This window comes from Limnohabitans sp. 2KL-51 (assembly GCF_003063645.1).
In the GTDB taxonomy this organism is placed as follows: Bacteria; Pseudomonadota; Gammaproteobacteria; order Burkholderiales; family Burkholderiaceae_C; genus Limnohabitans_A.
Genome location: NZ_NESJ01000034.1, coordinates 1 through 16844, shown reverse-complemented (window position 1 = coordinate 16844; position 16844 = coordinate 1). Strand labels below are relative to the sequence as shown.

The following is a 16844-nucleotide window of genomic DNA, read 5'->3' as shown; positions in this document are numbered from 1 at the left end:
TGGTGTCTTGGCCGGTGTCGCTGGCAGCATCCATGCGGATGGTGCTGAAGCTGCTGTTGTTGCGGTCGCCGCCGCCGCTGCCGTTCGAGCCCGTAGCGTTGGCGGTGTTGCCGTTGGTGTCGCGCGCGCTGGCCGAGATGGTGCCGGTGGCCACAGGGCCCGTGGGGGTGAGGCTCCAGGCGCCGGTGGCGCTCACGGTGGTGCTGCCGATGATGTTGTTGTTGACATCACGCACGGTGACCACAGCGCCGGGCTCGCCGGTGCCGGTGATGACGCCAGCCGTGCCGCCTTGGCCGGGGGAGGTGATGCCGACGTAGGTGCTGGTGTCGCCGGTGTTGTTGCCGTTGTTGTTGCCGTCGGTGGTGCAGTTGACCTTCATCGACAGGCCATTATTGGCGTCTGACCCATCTTCGTTCATGTTGCCATTGGCGTCGCTGAACCGCCCCGAGCTCACCACAACAGCCGCGCTGGTGGCGTTGGCTGTGGCGGTGAAGGTGGCGGTGTAGACCAGCGGGTTGGTGGTGCTCTTTTGGAAGTTGCTGAGCGTGCCACCCACGACGGTGATGTCTTCTTTGACAAAGTCGGTGCTGGCTTCGCTGAGGGTGAAGGTGAGCGTGGCGGTCTCGCCCACCAGCAACTGGGTCTTGCTGCTGGTGATGGCAATGGTGGGGGCGGTCAAGTCGAGCTCGCCATTGCGGTCACCATTGCTGCCCACGCCGTAGTCCTGCAGGGCGTTGGCCGTGGTACCGCCCGTGCCTGTGATGCGGGCATCCACGATGCTGTCACGGTCGGCCATGAGTTCGGCTGCGGGCACCGGGATGGTGAAGACGCCCTGGGCGTTGACCGTGCCCGTGAAGGGCTTGTCGTTGACGGTCAAGGTGACGGTGTCGCCTGCCGCGAATTTGCCCGTCACTTTGCCGGTGACGTTGATGTTGCCGCTGTTTTCTGCGGCGCTGATCAGGTTGTCCGGAGTGATGGGGTCCAGGAGCAAGGCGGTGGTCTTGCCGGCTGTGGCCTCGGTTTCGACTTGGTAGTCTTGGGCCGCTGTGGCGGTGTCGCCGCCCGTGCCGGTGACGCTGCCTTCGATCTTGGTGTCGGTGTCGGCTTTGAGGTCGGCCATGGGGACCACTTGGCTGAAGCTGCCATCGGCCAACACCCTGGGCTTGTAGGTTTTGTCGCCCAGCTTGAGTGTGACCTCGTCGCCCTCTTTGAATGCGCCCGTGACTTTGCCGGTGACGGTGTAGTTGGCAACACCGCCCTCGGCCATGGTGATGAGGTTGTCGCCGCTGATGGGGTCGATGACCAAAGCGGTCTTGACGTTGTTGACGGGCGCGGCAGTGGTTTTGTCGCGGTTGGCCAGGTAGGCAGCGCCACCGGCGGCCCCCAGACCCAATAAACCCAACAAGGGGCTGAAGGCCAAGACGCCCAATGCGGCTCCGGCACCGCTGACCTCTGCGCCACCCAAGGCCACGCTCACGGCCTGCGCACCATCGCCCAACATCGGAATCAGGCCCGAGGCCTTGGGGTCTTCGGGAATGTATTCGTAGAAGTTGCCGTTTTCTGCCTGGCCCACCACCGCGTTGTAGCCCTCGGGCATGACTTCGTAGTAGTCCTCGATGATCAGGGAGGGCTGTGTTTCGCCTTCAAAAGTGATCAGCAGATTTTTGCCTTGACGGCGGACCTTGACGAAGTCGGGTGCATTTTGGTGGTTGCGCTGCCCTTCCTGCAACTGGTATTTGGCACCGGCTTGCGCCTTGATGCGCACCGGCTGCCCACTGTCTCCTGCGCCTTGCCTGACATCGATGGTCTGGTTTTGTTCGTTGCCAGCTTTGACGATGACTTTGTAGGTTTTAGCCATGATGAGGACTTTTATTCAGTAAAGGTTGTGTGCGACAGCGCGTGGGGTTGTGGGGGCCGCTCAGCGGCGCTGGCCCGTCACCACCACCACCACCCGGCGGTTGGGCAAATTGCAGGCAATGCTGGCTGGCGTCGCTTTGCGGGCGCATGTGGTCACCACGGGTTCTCTGGAGCCGCGGCCCTCGGTGGTGATGCGCACATCCTGCAGGCCCCTGCCGACGATGTAATCGCGCACCGTTTGGGCACGCTCTTGCGCCAGTTTTTCATTGCGCTCTGGCTGACCCAAGGGGTCAGCATGGCCAATGACATGCAGGTGATCGATTTGGGCAAAATCGCCGCGCAAGCGCCCCATCAGTCGGTCTATGGCTTGAACGCCTGCACCTGTCATGGCTTGTTCATCGGAGCGGTCAAATGCAAACAAGGTGTCAGCGGGCAAGGTGATGCGCTCTGTGACGGGTGCAGGTGCGATGGCCGGTGCAACGCCCTCTTGGCAGACTTGTTCAGCCCTCGAGATGGTGTGCATCTGCTGACGCGTGCCGGCCAACTCTTGCACGGCTTGCACGGCTGCCACGGGTTGCAGCACAGGCTTGTCGGCACTTTGCTGCACACGCACGTAATGCGTCTGACCCGGTGTCAGTGACATGGCGGTGATGGTGTCTGGCAGGTCTTTGGGCTGAGTGCCCACCCGCATTTGACGCGCACCCAACTCGACAGGCCCGGTCTTGTAGCAAAGCGCACTCCAGGCACCCGGCTCCAGAGATGCGTGGTAGCGGCCATCCATGAAGATGCTGGTGGCTCCCGTCAGAGCGCTTTGCGCAGCACGGTAAAAGACCACCCGGCTTTGCGCCGCACTGACGCCACCCGGCACCTGGAATCCACCGCCCAATGAGTCTATTTTGGCAACGCTAAGTGGGGCTTTTTTGACCTCTTGCGGGGCGCTCACCTTGGTTTGTGCACAGCCTGTTAACAGGAGGAGGGCGACCGCAAATGCGGAAAAAACTGTGATTATTGATTTTTTCATGGATAAATCTCGGTTTTTTGTCGATAAAGCCAAATTAGTACGAAAAAAGTGGTTTCACTTTGCTCTAGAAATTAATGGTTTAATCAATTCAAACTGAAGGTATCTACTATTTCGACAACAACAAACCCCCAATTGGCATACCCCTCGAATAATTTGCAAGTATTTGTGTTTTTTTCTTCAAAAACATCACAAGTGCCATCACTGCCAGTTTGAAACATCGGTGCGGTAACTGTCTGACCAAGGCGTCGGTGGCCCACAGGAGAAATGGACCCCGGCTCGGAGGCCGGGGTGACATTTAAGAGGGCCCGGGATGACCTACTGTTTGTAGGAGTTCACCCCTGTGGGCGATGGTTTGATGTGGCGGTACGCGTGCAATCGCCCACAGGGTGGGCTCATACGAAGACAGGCGACCATCGCCCATGGGGTGGGGTGCTACAAGAAATAGTCGGTGGGGGTGATCAAGTCGGGGGCAATTCGCCGGCTTAAAGGCCATTAAGATGGGTGTTTGGTCCGATGCCCTAGCCCATGCAACGATTTTTGACATTCCGCCAATGGCCGCGATTGACCGCGCCTCTGGCCCGCACCGAAGTGGTGGCGGGTTTGACGGTGGCGCTGGTGATGATTCCCCAAGCAGTGGCCTATGCGGGCCTGGCAGGCATGCCGCTGGTCACCGGGCTTTACACCTGCTTGATCCCGGCGCTGTTGGCCGTGCTGTTTGGCAGCGCCAACCGCCTGTCAGTGGGGCCGGCTGCGCTTACGTGCGTGCTGATTGGTGCCTCGCTCACCGGCATGGCAGAACCCGGCTCTGCCGAATGGGTGGCTCTGGCGGTGTGGTTGTCGCTATTGTCAGGGGCCATTCAGTTGCTGCTGGGGCTGGGCCACTACGGTTGGTTGATCAATCTGGTCAGTGCCCCGGTGATGATGGGTTTCACCCAGGCTGCGTCTTTGCTCATCATGGCGTCGCAAGTGCCCGGTTTGCTCGGCGTCAAAGCCTGGAGCTGGGATGTCCAAAGCTGGCCAGTTTGGCTCAGCGGCTGGCCAGCGTGGTTTGGGCTGGGCAGTTTGGCGGTGTTGCTGCTGCTGCGCCACTTCAAGCCGCGTTGGCCCGGCATCATGATCGTGATGGGCGTGGCCTCGGCCGTGGCCTATGCCACCGATTACCAGGACCACGGCGCGGTGGTGGGTTTATTGCCCTCGGGTCTGCCGGATTTTTATTGGCCCCAATGGCCTGGGCTGGACATGATCAACCAGCTGTGGGTGCCTGCCTTGGTGATCGCGTTGGTGAGCTTTTTGGAGACGGCGTCCAGTGCCCGCATCGAATGCCGCCGCGACGGCAAGCGCTGGGATGACAGCACCGAGCTCTTCAGCCAAGGGCTGGCCAAGCTGGCCTCGGCTTTTTCGGGCAGCTTTGCCACGAGCACCTCGTTTTCACGTTCGGCCCTGATGCTGTATGCCGGTGCGCGTTCGGGTTGGGCGGTGGTGGCCTCGGTGGGCTTTGTGCTGCTGGCTTTGCTGATCCTCATGCCGGCGCTGCAATTTGTGCCGCGCTCGGTGATGTCGGCCGCCGTGATCGTGGCCGTGCTCAACCTGTTTCAGCCCCGCCAGTTTTTGGCCGTTTGGCGCGTGGGCCGCATCGAGACCATGACGGCGGGCATCACGTTTGCCATGACCTTGTTGACCGCGCCGCGCATTTACTGGGGGGTGATGACCGGGGTGCTGGTGGGCTTGAGCCACTTTTTGCACACCCGCTTGCACCCGCGCATCATCGAAGTGGGCCTGCACGCTGATGGCAGTCTGCGCGACCGCCACCTTTGGAAGTTGCCCCCGCTGGCACCGCACTTGTATGCGATGCGCTTGGACGCGGAGCTGGACTTTGCCGCCGCCAGCGATTTTGACCGCGCCATCACCGATCACCTGGCCAACCACCCCGATGTGCGGCATGTTTGCCTGTTTGCCCAGCCCATCAACCGGATCGACGTGACCGGTGTTGAAACCTTCGGTCAGTTGCACCGTCAGTTGGCCAGCCGGGGCATCAGCTTGCACATCAGTGGGATGAAGCTGCCGGTGGAGACCACTTTGCGCCGGGCAGGCGAGCTGACGGAGGGCCCGCACCTTTGGCTGTACCGGACCGATGCCGAAGCCCTGCTGGCCATTGCCCAACTGACCCCTTTACCGAACGATATTGCGGCAGCGGCCATCTGAGGGGTTTGGGGCCACCCGCCCGGCTGCGCCTGGGTGCGCCTGCAGCTGTCAGCGCGCAACCCACAAGGGCAAAGCCTGGTTGTTCTGGTTTTTCTCGCGCCTTGCGGTCTGCCCGCTCTCACGAACAGAATCGGGCCGCATCTGGCCCCAAACGGGCAGATTGGTGAAGCGCAGTTGGGTGGTTTTTTGGGGCCATTCACGCGCCACAAAGATTTCCATCTGATCAGGCAAACGCCAAATCGCTTGATACGGGCCGCTTTGTTCGCGGCCTGTCACGCTCTGGGGACGTCCAAAGCGGCCCTCGATGCGCAGCTTCACATCTTCCACATGCGCGTTGTCGGAAAACGTCATGAACACATAGTCCACCCGCGCCAGCCTTTGACCTTGTGGGGCGTAGCTGAATTTCATTTGAAGCAAGCCTGGCATCCAGTTGAGGGCTTCGTAGATGTCTTCCTGGAAGGCATCGTCCTCTCGCTGGGGCTTCAAGCCCTCGTCTCGGATGGCTTGACGCAACTCAGCTCGCGTGGCCGTGCTCAAGGTCACGCCAAACATTTGCAATCCGCCTTCGGCCTTCGCTTTGGGCTGGGGGGCGGCGGCCTCGGGAATCGGTGTCACCATCACGGCGGGGCCAGACGGCGCAGTGGAGACGGAGCGCCACCCGGTTTGCGCCCAAAGAGGCGTGACCCAGGCCAGCGCACAGCCCATGGCGCAGATCAGCGTGGCTTGATGCAGACGCTGAACCAGGTGTGTATTGCGAGAAAAGCGTGAAGCGGATTGCATGTGAGACCTGCCTTGAAGGTTGAGACGGTCTTTAAGTGTACCCACGGACTTTTAATTTGAAAACAAAAGGATCTAAAAATGATTGCAGGGCATCGGACTAAGCCAACGCCTTTTCGAACTCCGACAACCGCTTGTAGATCGAGCGCAGCTCGGTGATGTCGGTCCAGCGCTCGATCAGGTAGGAAAACGCATCGTTCACCTTGCCAAATGCATTGCCCACCTGCTGGATCACACCCAAGGTGATCACACCGGTGAACAAGGACGGCCCCATCAACAGGTACGGGAAAATCACCATCGTCTGGCTGTAAAAATTGCTCCACAGGTGAAAGTAAGCGTAGTGGTTGAACAGCCGGAAATTGTTCAACCGCACCCCCGTGAACAACTCGAGCACCGTGGGTAGATGCATGCGGCCGCGCTCGTCTTCGGCGTACACCAGGTCCTTGCGCAACGCCGCCTCGGTGCGCTGGTTGTTGTATTCCAGCCCGGGCAGGCGAATGCCCACAAACCACGAAATGGCGGTGCCGCCCAAAGCCGTGACCAGCGCCACCCAAAACAGCGAACCTTCAAACTGCAACAAGACAATGGCCATGCCCGTGGAAAGCGCCCACAGAATCGGGATGAACGACAGCAAAGTGAGCACCGCCCGAACCAAGCCCAGCCCCAAGTTTTCGGTCTGGCGGGCAAAGCGCATGCAGTCTTCCTGAATCCGCTGCGACGCACCCTCTACGCTGGTCTGGGTGCCCTGCCAGCGCGGCAAGTAATCTTCGGTCAAAGCCTGACGCCATCGAAAAGCGAAGTGAGAAGCCAGATACGTCTCGAGGCTGCGCAGCAACATGAAAGGAAAGGCGATCCATGCAAACTGCCACATGAAACCCCAGAACTTCTCCAGCCCCCCAGCCTGCTCGGGCTTTTGCAACAGGTCATAAAACTCGCCGTACCAGGCGTTGAGCTTGACGGTCTGCTGCACGGTGATGAACACCAGTGCCACCAATACCAACAAACCACCCCAGGCCCACAAGGCCCAGCGGCGAGAGAGAAAAAAACTGCGGAACATCCTGGAGCACCTTTATTTGGAAGACCTGAGCTTAGCGCTTTGCAGCTCACGGCGAACATGGGCGAAAGGATTCGCCAAAATTGCTATTGATACGATAATTGAAGCAAATTGCCTGATATGGTCAAAGAGCGAGCGCCATGGAAAAATCAACGCCCAAACGCGCATCATCAACACGCGGAGCCCTGTTCCAATGCCCAACAGCCGTTATGTTCTCAAAATTAAATTTTGAACACCCATAAAAAAGGTTCGCTTCCCCTATGTCTGCCTTCTTTTTGCATCGTTTTTTTATCCGCCTTGTCGCAGGTTTGATGTTGATTTGGACCCAGCCCGTTTTTGCTGCGGATTTGAAAGCACAAGGTTGGGGACTGCCCACAACGGTCGATGCGAATGGGATGGTGACCACGCTCAAAGGCACCGGGGATCAAGCAGGCCTTCAATTGGCCCTGAATGCAAACGATCTCGTCACGCCACCTGCTGACGGAACCTTGATCTACAAGGGCTCTTTTGGCTACTACTACACTGGTTTCATGGTGCAGCACGCAGATGGGCTGATTTCACTCCTCTACAGCACGTTTGAATGGGAAGGCACCGCCAACATTGAGGTTGGCCAACCCGTCAAAAAAGGAAAACTCTTGTCAACGATGCGTGCAGGTGGGCCGGCCCAATTTAAACGACTTTTGAATTGGGATGTTTATCAACTGCAAGCCGACGAATTTTTAGAATTGCAGAAAAAACTCAGCCATGCCCAGTTAAACAATTCGCAGATGGCGCACATTTCCGAGACGATCAAGTGGTTGCAAACGAGAAAACAAATCGACATCAAAAGAGCACTTGGAGTGGGCTCATTTGAACTGGGCAAGGATTTTGAGTTGAAAAAAGACGTCAACGCCTTCACCGTTCAACGCCTCCAAAACTCGATCTCGGTACCCATCAGTTGGGAGTACGCCTACCTGATGCCCGCCGGTGAGTACGGCTTCAAAATTACCTCTGGGAATTTTTTCAAAACTGAGCGCCAAATCAAAACCTATGTTTCAGCAGGGGATGCGCTCACACACTATGTCAAGAAACTCTCCAATGGTGATTTTGCATTTGGAACATATGACGTCACCATCCCGGCGGTGACCCGCTTGGCCCGCGCACCTGTTGCTGCTCAGGCCATTCAAGTGCCCGTAACAACCAACATTGCACAAGGCCCCATCACCGCGCCCTTGAAGCCAAGCGACGTGCTTGCTGTGGATTTGAAAGCACAGGGGTGGGGACTGCCCACATCGTTCGATGTGAATGGGATGGTGACCACGTACAAAGGCTCTAGGGATCACACAGGCCTTCATTTGTACTTGAACGAATCTGCGCCCGTATTGGCACCTGCAGACGGAACCTTGATCTACAAGGGCTCTTTTGGCTACTACTACACTGGTTTCATGGTGCAGCACTCTGATGGGCTGATTTCACTCATCTACAACCAATTTGAATGGGAAAGCACTGCCAACATTGAAGTTGGCCAACCCGTTAAATCAGGACAACTTTTATCTACGATGCATGCAGGGGGCCCCGGGTGGAATAAAGGAGTGCTCAGTTGGAATGTCAATCAACTCAACGCAGAAGATCTTTTGGAATTGCAGAAAAAACTCAGCCATGCCCAGTTGAACAATTCGCAGACGGAACACATTTCCGAGACGATCAAATGGTTGCAAACGAGAAAACAAATAGCCATCAAAAGCGCACTTCAGTTGGGCTCGTTTGAACTGGCCAAGGACTTTGAGTTGAACAAAGACGTCAACGTCAACGCCTTCACCGTTCAACGCATCCAAAACTCAATCGCTTCACCCATCAGTTGGGAGTACGCCTACCTGATGCCCGCTGGTACGTACACCTTCAACATCACCTCGGGTCTTTTTTTCAAAACTGCACATCAAATCCTCACCTTCATGTCAGCGGGGGATGCAATCACACACTATGTGAAAAAACTCCCCAATGGTGATTTTGTATTTGGAAAACATGACGTGACCACCTCGGCGGTGAACAGCTTGGCCCGCGCGCCTGTTGCTGCGCAGCCCATTGAAGTGTCCGCAGCAACCAACAGTTCTCAGGACCCCACCCCCGCGCCTTTAAAACCCAGCGCCGATGTCGTCACGCAGGCACCCCCAGCTCAAATTGCTCAACCATCGGCCCCGCCACAAGCCCCTCAGTCATCGGCCCCGCCACAAGTCGCTCAGCTATCGGCCCCACCTCAGGTCACTCTGCCATCTGCCCCGCCTCAGGTCGCTCTGCCATCTGCCCCGCCTCAGGTCGCTCTGCCAACGACCCCACCTCAAGTTGCTCAGCCATTAGCCCCACCACAAATCGCTCAGGCATCGACACCACCTCAAGTCGCTCAGCCACTGACCCCGCAACCAGAAGACGATCGCGTCCAAAAAGCGCAAGCTGAAGCACAAGCGCTCAGAGAAGAAGTGGCCCGTCAACGCCTGATGCTGGAACAACTGACTCAAGCACAAAAACCCACCCCCATCGTGAACCCACCACTGGCGCCCACGGTGCCGACACGTCGGGCCTTGGTGATCGGCAACGACAACTACCAAAGCGTGCCCAGGTTGCTCAACGCCCGGGAAGATGCGCAGGCCATGGCACGCAGCCTGAGCGACATGGGTTTTCAGGTGCAACTGGAATTGGACCTGCGTGAACGCAACATGCGGGCCGCTTTGCGGCAATTCAAATCACGCGTTGAGGGTGGCGACGAGGTGATCATTTTTTTCGCTGGCCATGGCGTGCAATTGGCCGGCACCAATTACCTGCTGCCGGTGGACATCACGGGTGAAAACGAAGAACAAATCCGCGATGAATCCATCCAGTTGCAGCGCATCCTGGATGACATGACCGAAAAGAGAGCCAAGTTCACCTTGGCCATGCTGGATGCCTGCCGAGACAACCCCTTCAAAGGTTCAGGTCGTTCATTGGGTTCCAGAGGTCTGGCGCCAACGAACGCAGCCACAGGACAAATGGTGATTTTCTCGGCGGGGACTGGACAGCAAGCTCTGGACAAATTGGGCCCCAACGACCCCGAGAAAAATGGTTTGTTTACCCGCGTTTTTCTCAAGGAAATGCAAAAACCCGGGATCAGCGTCGACCGAATTTTGCGCAACGTCCGAACCGAAGTGGTCAATTTGGCCAAGACCGTGGGACATGACCAAGTTCCGGCCATTTATGACCAGGTCGTGGGTGAGTATTTTCTGAAGCGCTGAGTTTTGCTTCCCCTCATCCACCACGGCAAACCATCCACCCTCGAAAGCCACCATGCTGAAAAAAATCACGGTCATTGTCTTGACCACAGTCCTGCTGGGCTGCGCACCCCGTGTGCCCTTGACCGAACCCGTTGCGCCCACCAGCGCCCAATCAAAAATCAATTTTGTGGACATCGGAAAATTTGACCGGGATTTGTCAGCATCGCTTGTTGCCCAAAAAACACCGGTTCAAATTGCGTTTTACGAGAAGGTCAGCCCCAACCAAGTTCCGGAACGTTTGCAAAAATGGATTTCCGTGGTCGAAGCTGAGGGCGGGAAAGTTTTGGTTGAGCCCCCAGCCAACGAATTGGTCGCAAGAAGCCCATTGGCGGCCATCGGCTTGCTTGGCTCTTTGATCTCCAGCCTGAAGTCCTTCGCCCAGTTCAAATCCGAACAAATTTACAGCGCAGCCAAAGGTAAAAACGTGGTCATTGTCCTGGAACGAAACCCCAAAGGCGAAGTCTTGATCAGCAACATCCAGTTCATTCAACGTGCCCCCTAAATTCATGAAAAATTTTTGGCTTTTGGCCGCCCTCATGTCGGCACAAATGGCTTGCGCCCAAGCCACGTCCAACCGAACCGCCTTGATCATCGGGGTGGGCGAGTATGGGTACACAGGCCCCTCGAGTCTGCTGGGCGTGAAGCACGACATGGCGAGCGCATCAAAAATAGCGGGTGCCATGGACATCCCCAGCGCCAACATTGTTTACCTCAGAGATGCCGAGGCCACCAAGGCGAATATTCTGGCGGCGCTGAAGAAATTGGGCGAAAAGACCGGGGAAGGTTCACGGGCTTTTGTCTATTTTTCAGGGCATGGAACGCGCCAAAAAATGGGCGATGACTGTGTTGAGGGACTGTTGACCTATGAGGGCGGAACCATCAGCCACCAAGAGTTTGCCAATGCCACCAAAAAACTGGCCACCTCTGCCGACAAGTTCGTGACCCTGATCGATGCCTGCCATTCAGAGGGCGTTGTGCCGCCGCAAGCCTTGACACGGCGTTTGCTTCAAAATCAATTGACTCCCAAATTTTTCAGCAAATCCGATCGACCCGCCAATGCTTGCGAAGTCGTGTCCAACATGAAGACACGTTCGCTGCTCAATGAAGTCACGCGCATCGGTGGCTTGCAAGAAAATTTTGTCCAAATCACCTCATCGCGCCCGGATGAGGTCAGCTTGGACCAGCCCGACAAGGGCGGTTTGGCCACCCAAGCGATGCGTGACTGCTTGCTGGGCAAAGCCAAGGACCTGAACAGTTCGGGCGCCGTCTCGATGGATGAAATTCAGCAGTGCGCCCAAAGTCAGATCAACGCCACGTTGAAAGGCAATACTCACTTTTCGCCCCACCACGTCACTGTCTCGGGCAACCGTAATTTGATTCCTGTGATCAGGCCTTCTGCCCAAAGGCCTGCCCCGCAGACCGCTGTTGTGGCGCAAGCCAGTATCCCTGCGCCCGTCGCATCGCCAGCCATGCCCGCTGCCAACCCCAGCCCACCACCGGCCACAACCACACCAGCAGCGCCATCGGTGGCCGTTCAGCCCACACCTCCTGTTCCTGTTCCTGTTCTTGTTCCTGTTCCTGCTCCTGTTATTGTTCAAAGCCCGCCACCAGCGGCAGCCGTGTCCATCACGCCTGCCCCGTTGTCGTCCACACCGGTGCCCAGCGCCCCGCCCGCAGCGGAAGCTGCTATGGCGTCTTTGGCCACGCTCAAAGACATTGAACAGCAGAGAAACCCAAGGCGGGTGGTCACTGTCAGCCTTCAAAAACCGAGTTTAAAAATCGGCCGCGACAGTTTGGGGCTGGATATCAAGTCCAGCCACGATGGCCATGTTTACTTGATCTTGTTGGGCAGCGATGCCAAAAGCTTTTATGTCCTTTACCCCAACGGTTTGGACAAAGACAACGCCATCAAGGCAGGGCAAACCATGCGCATTCCCAAACCCCACTGGGAAGTCAAAGCAGCTGGGCCCGTGGGGACCAACCACTTGCTGGTCATGGTGGCAGACAGTCCAAGACGGCTCAGTGGCTTGACCCTGTCCGAGCCCACCGCCAACGAGCCATTCACCTACGCCTTGAACAACTTGGGGGGGCGCTCAGAGTTGATCCAGTTTTTGACACGCGAGACACAGAACGGTGGCTCTGAAAGCTTTGGTGCTAAACTCATTTCGGTCAAGGAAGTCAAATGAAATCGTTGCTTGTTTTGTTGTTGATCGGTTCTTCGGCATTCAGTCAATCGACCGCGCCTTTGCACAACGCCACCGCCGCAGAATTATTGGAAAAGTTGGCACCCACCAACCAACCCATGACCCGCAGCCTGGGTGGGCGCAATCTGGTGCCCCAGGCCAAAAGTGTGGACCTCGTGATCCGCTTTGAGCTGGACTCTGCAAAACTGCAAGAGCCCAGCAAGCCGCTGCTGGACAACTTGATCACGGCCATGAAAAGCGACAGGTTGAGCCAATTCAACTTCAAGATCGAAGGCCACACAGACGCACAAGGCTCGCAAGCTTACAACCTGCGCTTGAGCCAAAGTCGCGCTCAATCGGTGGCGACTTACCTTTCTGCCCAAGGCATTGACCCACAGCGACTGGGCGTCGAGGGCAAAGGTTTTTCTGAACTTCTTTTGCCCCAAAAACCCAACGCGGCGGAAAATCGCCGCGTCAAAATCACTGCGCTCCCATGAAAAATATCCTTGCAATCCTTTTCAGTTCTTTCGGCCTGAGCGCCTGGGCTGGGCCCTTTTTGGTCACGGCGGAAGAGATGCTGGCATCCCACAATGCCCCACCTCAATTCACCAGCAAATCCGTAGCCGTACAAGATGCCCCCTCGATTGAGTTGACCGCGCCCAAGCTGTCCACGCCGGTCAGTAGCCCCACCAGCATCGAGTTGAGGTTTCAGCCCAAAGCGCCCAGCACCGTCAAACCGGAAAGTTTTCGGGTGTTGTATGGCGCTTTTGGCCTGGACATCACCAAGCGTTTGCTGAGCGTGGCCAAAGTCTCAGAGATGGGCGTTTTTGTTCAAGAAGCCAGCTTGCCGAAAGGTCGACACAAACTCACGATGGTGGTGGAAGACAGCGCGGGTCGCAAAGGCAATCGAACGGTCGAGTTTGATGTGAACTGATGGCGCACCGCTGCAAAAAAGGATTTCGATGCTGAGCTTGGGCCGTTTGCTGCAGTGGTGTGCATTCTTTCTGTGCGCCTGTTTGGCTGTCCAGGCCGCATCCGCACAAGCAAGCGCAGGCAGTCCAGTCACGAACACGCTGTTGGCCGTGGAGGCCGAGCGCAGTTCCCCACGGGTACCCGACCCACTGCTGCCCGAGCGCTGGAGCTCACCCGTCAACATCAACACTGACCTGATTCGTACTCAGTGGAGACATCCCAATACAACCACTGCATTCGAGCTTTCAGGGCTGGAGCCTATACGCGCACCCGCGGATGGCGTTTTGTTGTACCGGGGCATGTTGGGTCCGTGGGAGTCGGGTTTTGTGATCGACCATGGCCGCGGGCTTTACTCGTTGCTGAGTTCTGAAATGAACTGGAATTTGCGCACCAGTCCTGAGCCTGGTTCAAAAATAGAAAAGGGCCAATTTTTGGCAAGTGCCGTATCGAGCGTCGGTCGGTCAGTTCTCACTTGGGACGTTTTTTATTCTGCGCAGCCGATCGACTCTCAAGAAGGGGTAGAACTGGTCCGTCAACTGCGCTCACAGAAAGCCATCAACACCCGATTTCTTGCCAATATTGGCGTGGTGAATTTCAGGGTTGAAGGCTCGCGCGATGAATTTTCAATCGCCGTGGATCAGCGTGAAGTCCCACGCCAAATCAGTTTTCCAGCCATGTTTCTTTTTGAAGTTGGCCTTGGCCTTGTCTCTTTAGAAGTCACGACAGGAAGTTTTTTTAAAATAGTCAACAAAGACGTCTTGGACTTGTCAGCCAAGGGTGTAATGACCCAAGTGATTGGAAAAAAAGCCAACAAGGGTTATGGCGCGCTGGGGTCCAGTTTTGTGCCCACCGACCTCAGCAGCACCGACGAAGTCATGGCCATTTTGAGCGGCACTGCACCTCCCGTCATCGCTTCTGCAGATTCGCCCTTGGCTGCAACATCACCACCGTCAGTCACGGCCAGCCTGCCTGTTCAGTCTGAAACGAATGCAGCCGCGTCAATACCTACACCAACACCAACACCATCGCCTGCTGTTACAGCAGTTCTTTCAGCTCCGGTGGTCGTCAATCTTGAAGCGCAAAGCCTACAAGCTTTGGCCGATCAAAGAGCACAGGAGTTGACACAATTGCGTCAACAACTGGCTCAGGCAGAAACGCAACGCTTGCAAGATGCACAGCGCTTGGCCGAAATCAGTGTGGCCGAGCAAAAGCGGCAAGTTGACTTGTTGCAGCAGCAAACCCTGGCTCAGCAACGGTCACAAGAACTTCAGCGCCCTCAGCGCATCGAACCTGCGCCCCCCACTGGCAAACGCAAGGCACTGGTCATTGGCAATGACCTGTACCGACACGTGACCCGGCTGGACAATGCGCGTGCAGACGCCCGCGCCATGAGCCAGTCTTTGCAAACCCTGGGCTTCAATGTGACGCTGGCCCTGGACCAAACCGAGCGCGGCTTGAAAGAGACGCTGAGAAACTTCAAATCCAGCGTGGAGGGAGGGGATGAGGTGGTGGTTTTTTACGCGGGACACGGCGTGCAAATCGGCACCACCAATTACCTGTTGCCTGTTGACATTGCAGGACAAAACGAAGAACAAGTCCGAGACGAAGCCATTCAGATGCAGCGCATACTGGATGACATGCAAGAGCGGCGGACAGGTTTTTTGCTGATGATTGTGGATGCCTGCCGTGACAACCCCTTCAAAGTTGCAGGCCGCACCCTGGGTGGACGCGGGCTGGCTCCCACAACGGCTGCGACCGGTCAGATGGTCATTTTTTCTGCCGGCACGGGGCAACAAGCCTTGGACAAGTTGGGCGCCGATGACAAGGAGCCCAATGGCTTGTTTACTCGGCTTTTTCTGCGCGAAATGGAAAAACCGGGTGTGTCTGTTGATCGCGTTTTACGCACAGTCCGCACCGAAGTTGCGCGATTGGCGCGTTCTGTTGGGCATGAGCAAACACCGGCCTTGTACGACCAATCCTTGGGAGACTTCTTTTTCAAGCCCTGAGTCAGCCAGAACCTGCATGTGACGCCGACCAGCTTGGCGTTCAGGGGTTGACGCTGTCGACGGTCTCGGTCTTGAAGTCGGCGGGCAGCACGACTTCGAGCAATTCCAGATCTTCGCTGTGGCCCAGTTCCCGGTGGCGGATGCCCGGCGGCTGGTGCACACACGAACCCGCTTCCAACCGAACCACACCCTGCCCTTCGTATTCAAACTCGATCCAGCCATTGAGCACATAAACCAGCTGCAACTCGGTGTGGTGCATGTGAGGTTGACTGGAAAAGTCATGCCCCCCGGCGGCGCGGATCACACTGGCCGTGACACGCCCTTGCGTGGCCTGATTGAGTCCCAAATCACGGTATTCAAAAAACGAGCGCAGACCGCGCTCGAACTGCGCATCTTTGGCGTGCGTCACCACAAAACCTTGCGTTGTCATGGGCATCTCCTGGGAACTTGGCTGAATTCATTTGAACAATCATGTGCATCCTAAGGCCAAGTGACCTTGATTCACTACACGGGCGAAACCTTTGTCTGTCACCCCGGGCGAAGACCCGGGGTCCAACTCCCTTGTAGGCATGGCATCAAGTTCTTTTGGGCATCTTCTCAGATCACCTGACACTTACATATTCAAGCTCAAGTGGTAGGCGAAATACTTTTGATCACGCGCCCAACCCATGGACTCGTACAAGGCTTGTGCAGGCAAGTTCTGCACATTCGTGTTCAAGGACAAGCGCACAGCACCCAGCTGGCGCGCATGGTCGGCAGCGGCCGTCAACAAAGCCTCGCCCACGCCCAAGCGCCTGGCCGTGGGTGCCACGAACAGATCGTTGAGCACAAACACCCGCGCCATCGACACGGAGGAAAAGCTCGGGTAGAGCTGGGTAAAACCCACAGCTTGCCCTTGTGACTCGGCCAACAGCACCACCGATTGCCCATGCTCAAAGCGCGCCTGCAGAAAAATCCGTGCGGCCACGACATCGCTGGGCTGTCCATAAAACTGGCGATAACCATCAAACAGGGTGACCACGGCATCGAGGTCGACCAAAACGGCTTGACGGATGGTGATTGAATTCATGGTTTTTCCTTTTCTAATGCTTGGACGTTGTAGGTTTGCATGCCCGAGGCCACTTGCGAAGCCTCGGTGGTTTCGTTTGGGTAAAAGCGGTAACTGGGCGAGACGTTGGGTTGACCCTCGGCGTCCACCGTGGCCAGCCTACACAGCATGATGAGGCGGGCCGCTTCGCGGACAGATTCATTCAAAAGGGTCATGCGCACTCTCGGGGGTGAATCAAGCTCAGTGGCGCCGCATCAGCGGTTATCCAAAAGATCATTCTTCATCGTATCCACTCGATGTAATTTTGATTTAAAAGCAGTAGTGTCCGGTTAAACCGGGTTAATTTGTAGAGAAAGCCAATACTGGCGTGGCCTAGCGGTCAATTTTATTTGGTGCCGATTTGAAACTCGTTTTCCCATTCCTGTGTAATTTCCAAGGCTCAA

Annotated in this window: 14 protein-coding genes; 7 read left to right on the top strand and 7 right to left on the bottom strand. The window is 56.7% G+C overall.

The window, feature by feature from the left end:
- Together B9Z49_RS21000 and B9Z49_RS20995 are read right to left on the bottom strand one after the other, a co-directional pair.
- A partial coding sequence (locus tag B9Z49_RS21000; RefSeq protein ID WP_146188585.1) for an Ig-like domain-containing protein occupies positions 1-1858 on the bottom strand: 1858 nt, incomplete at its 3' end.
- A 60-nt stretch (positions 1859-1918) separates the two neighbouring features.
- On the bottom strand, positions 1919-2800 hold the full coding sequence (locus B9Z49_RS20995) for an OmpA family protein (protein WP_158273565.1): 882 nt from the start codon (positions 2798-2800) through the stop codon (positions 1919-1921).
- Between the two features lie 603 nt (positions 2801-3403).
- On the opposite strand from B9Z49_RS20995, the gene B9Z49_RS20990 reads away from it, so the two are divergent.
- Entirely contained in the window at positions 3404-5080 is a 1677-nt protein-coding gene (locus B9Z49_RS20990; RefSeq protein WP_108355396.1) for a SulP family inorganic anion transporter, read from the top strand.
- Positions 5081-5128: 48 nt separating this feature from the next.
- Here the strand turns inward: B9Z49_RS20990 and B9Z49_RS20985 are convergent, their stop codons facing one another.
- The gene (locus tag B9Z49_RS20985; RefSeq protein ID WP_108355395.1) at positions 5129-5860 is read right to left on the bottom strand and encodes a hypothetical protein; all 732 of its coding nucleotides are present in this window, start codon (positions 5858-5860) and stop codon (positions 5129-5131) included.
- 97 nt (positions 5861-5957) lie between these two features.
- Positions 5958-6914: a putative transporter gene (locus tag B9Z49_RS20980; protein WP_108355394.1), complete on the bottom strand. Its 957-nt coding sequence runs from the start codon at positions 6912-6914 to the stop codon at positions 5958-5960.
- Between the two features lie 308 nt (positions 6915-7222).
- Here B9Z49_RS20980 and B9Z49_RS22460 point away from each other — a divergent pair, with 308 nt between their 5' ends.
- From B9Z49_RS22460 to B9Z49_RS20950, 6 genes are read left to right on the top strand one after another with little or no spacing between them, the layout of a single operon-like run.
- Complete coding sequence (locus B9Z49_RS22460) at positions 7223-10153, top strand: caspase family protein (RefSeq protein WP_158273564.1); 2931 nt, start codon at positions 7223-7225, stop codon at positions 10151-10153.
- 52 nt (positions 10154-10205) lie between these two features.
- Entirely contained in the window at positions 10206-10694 is a 489-nt protein-coding gene (locus tag B9Z49_RS20970) for a hypothetical protein (RefSeq protein ID WP_108355392.1), read from the top strand.
- A 4-nt stretch (positions 10695-10698) separates the two neighbouring features.
- A complete protein-coding gene (locus B9Z49_RS22455) occupies positions 10699-12378 on the top strand; it encodes a caspase family protein (RefSeq protein ID WP_108355391.1) in 1680 nt (559 codons plus the stop codon).
- A complete protein-coding gene (locus B9Z49_RS20960; RefSeq protein ID WP_108355390.1) occupies positions 12375-12872 on the top strand; it encodes an OmpA family protein in 498 nt (165 codons plus the stop codon). The genes B9Z49_RS22455 and B9Z49_RS20960 overlap by 4 nt, the downstream gene beginning before the upstream one ends.
- A complete protein-coding gene (locus B9Z49_RS20955) occupies positions 12869-13309 on the top strand; it encodes a hypothetical protein (RefSeq protein WP_108355389.1) in 441 nt (146 codons plus the stop codon). Before B9Z49_RS20960 ends, B9Z49_RS20955 begins: the two co-directional genes overlap by 4 nt.
- Before the next feature lie 28 nt (positions 13310-13337).
- Complete coding sequence (locus tag B9Z49_RS20950) at positions 13338-15353, top strand: caspase family protein (RefSeq protein ID WP_108355388.1); 2016 nt, start codon at positions 13338-13340, stop codon at positions 15351-15353.
- A gap of 40 nt (positions 15354-15393) precedes the next feature.
- Here B9Z49_RS20950 and B9Z49_RS20945 read toward each other — a convergent pair whose 3' ends face one another.
- From B9Z49_RS20945 to B9Z49_RS20935, 3 genes are all read right to left on the bottom strand, one after another.
- Complete coding sequence (locus B9Z49_RS20945; protein ID WP_108355398.1) at positions 15394-15783, bottom strand: cupin domain-containing protein; 390 nt, start codon at positions 15781-15783, stop codon at positions 15394-15396.
- Between the two features lie 183 nt (positions 15784-15966).
- Positions 15967-16422, bottom strand: a complete 456-nt coding sequence (locus B9Z49_RS20940) for a GNAT family N-acetyltransferase (protein ID WP_108355387.1) — start codon at positions 16420-16422, stop codon at positions 15967-15969.
- Positions 16419-16616 (bottom strand): pyridoxamine 5'-phosphate oxidase family protein, encoded by a 198-nt coding sequence (locus B9Z49_RS20935; protein ID WP_108355386.1) that lies wholly within the window; start codon positions 16614-16616, stop codon positions 16419-16421. The genes B9Z49_RS20940 and B9Z49_RS20935 overlap by 4 nt, the downstream gene beginning before the upstream one ends.
- Between the last annotated feature and the right edge of the window lie 228 nt (positions 16617-16844).

Excerpts from the sequence above, each read along its gene's own strand:
- B9Z49_RS20990 (WP_108355396.1), top strand. The coding sequence starts at position 3,404 with ATGCAACGATTTTTGACATTCCGCCAATGGCCGCGATTGACCGCGCCT.
- B9Z49_RS20985 (WP_108355395.1), bottom strand. The coding sequence starts at position 5,860 with ATGCAATCCGCTTCACGCTTTTCTCGCAATACACACCTGGTTCAGCGT.
- B9Z49_RS20980 (WP_108355394.1), bottom strand. The coding sequence starts at position 6,914 with ATGTTCCGCAGTTTTTTTCTCTCTCGCCGCTGGGCCTTGTGGGCCTGG.
- B9Z49_RS22460 (WP_158273564.1), top strand. The coding sequence starts at position 7,223 with ATGTTGATTTGGACCCAGCCCGTTTTTGCTGCGGATTTGAAAGCACAA.
- B9Z49_RS20970 (WP_108355392.1), top strand. The coding sequence starts at position 10,206 with ATGCTGAAAAAAATCACGGTCATTGTCTTGACCACAGTCCTGCTGGGC.
- B9Z49_RS22455 (WP_108355391.1), top strand. The coding sequence starts at position 10,699 with ATGAAAAATTTTTGGCTTTTGGCCGCCCTCATGTCGGCACAAATGGCT.
- B9Z49_RS20960 (WP_108355390.1), top strand. The coding sequence starts at position 12,375 with ATGAAATCGTTGCTTGTTTTGTTGTTGATCGGTTCTTCGGCATTCAGT.
- B9Z49_RS20955 (WP_108355389.1), top strand. The coding sequence starts at position 12,869 with ATGAAAAATATCCTTGCAATCCTTTTCAGTTCTTTCGGCCTGAGCGCC.
- B9Z49_RS20950 (WP_108355388.1), top strand. The coding sequence starts at position 13,338 with ATGCTGAGCTTGGGCCGTTTGCTGCAGTGGTGTGCATTCTTTCTGTGC.
- B9Z49_RS20945 (WP_108355398.1), bottom strand. The coding sequence starts at position 15,783 with ATGACAACGCAAGGTTTTGTGGTGACGCACGCCAAAGATGCGCAGTTC.
- B9Z49_RS20940 (WP_108355387.1), bottom strand. The coding sequence starts at position 16,422 with ATGAATTCAATCACCATCCGTCAAGCCGTTTTGGTCGACCTCGATGCC.
- B9Z49_RS20935 (WP_108355386.1), bottom strand. The coding sequence starts at position 16,616 with ATGACCCTTTTGAATGAATCTGTCCGCGAAGCGGCCCGCCTCATCATG.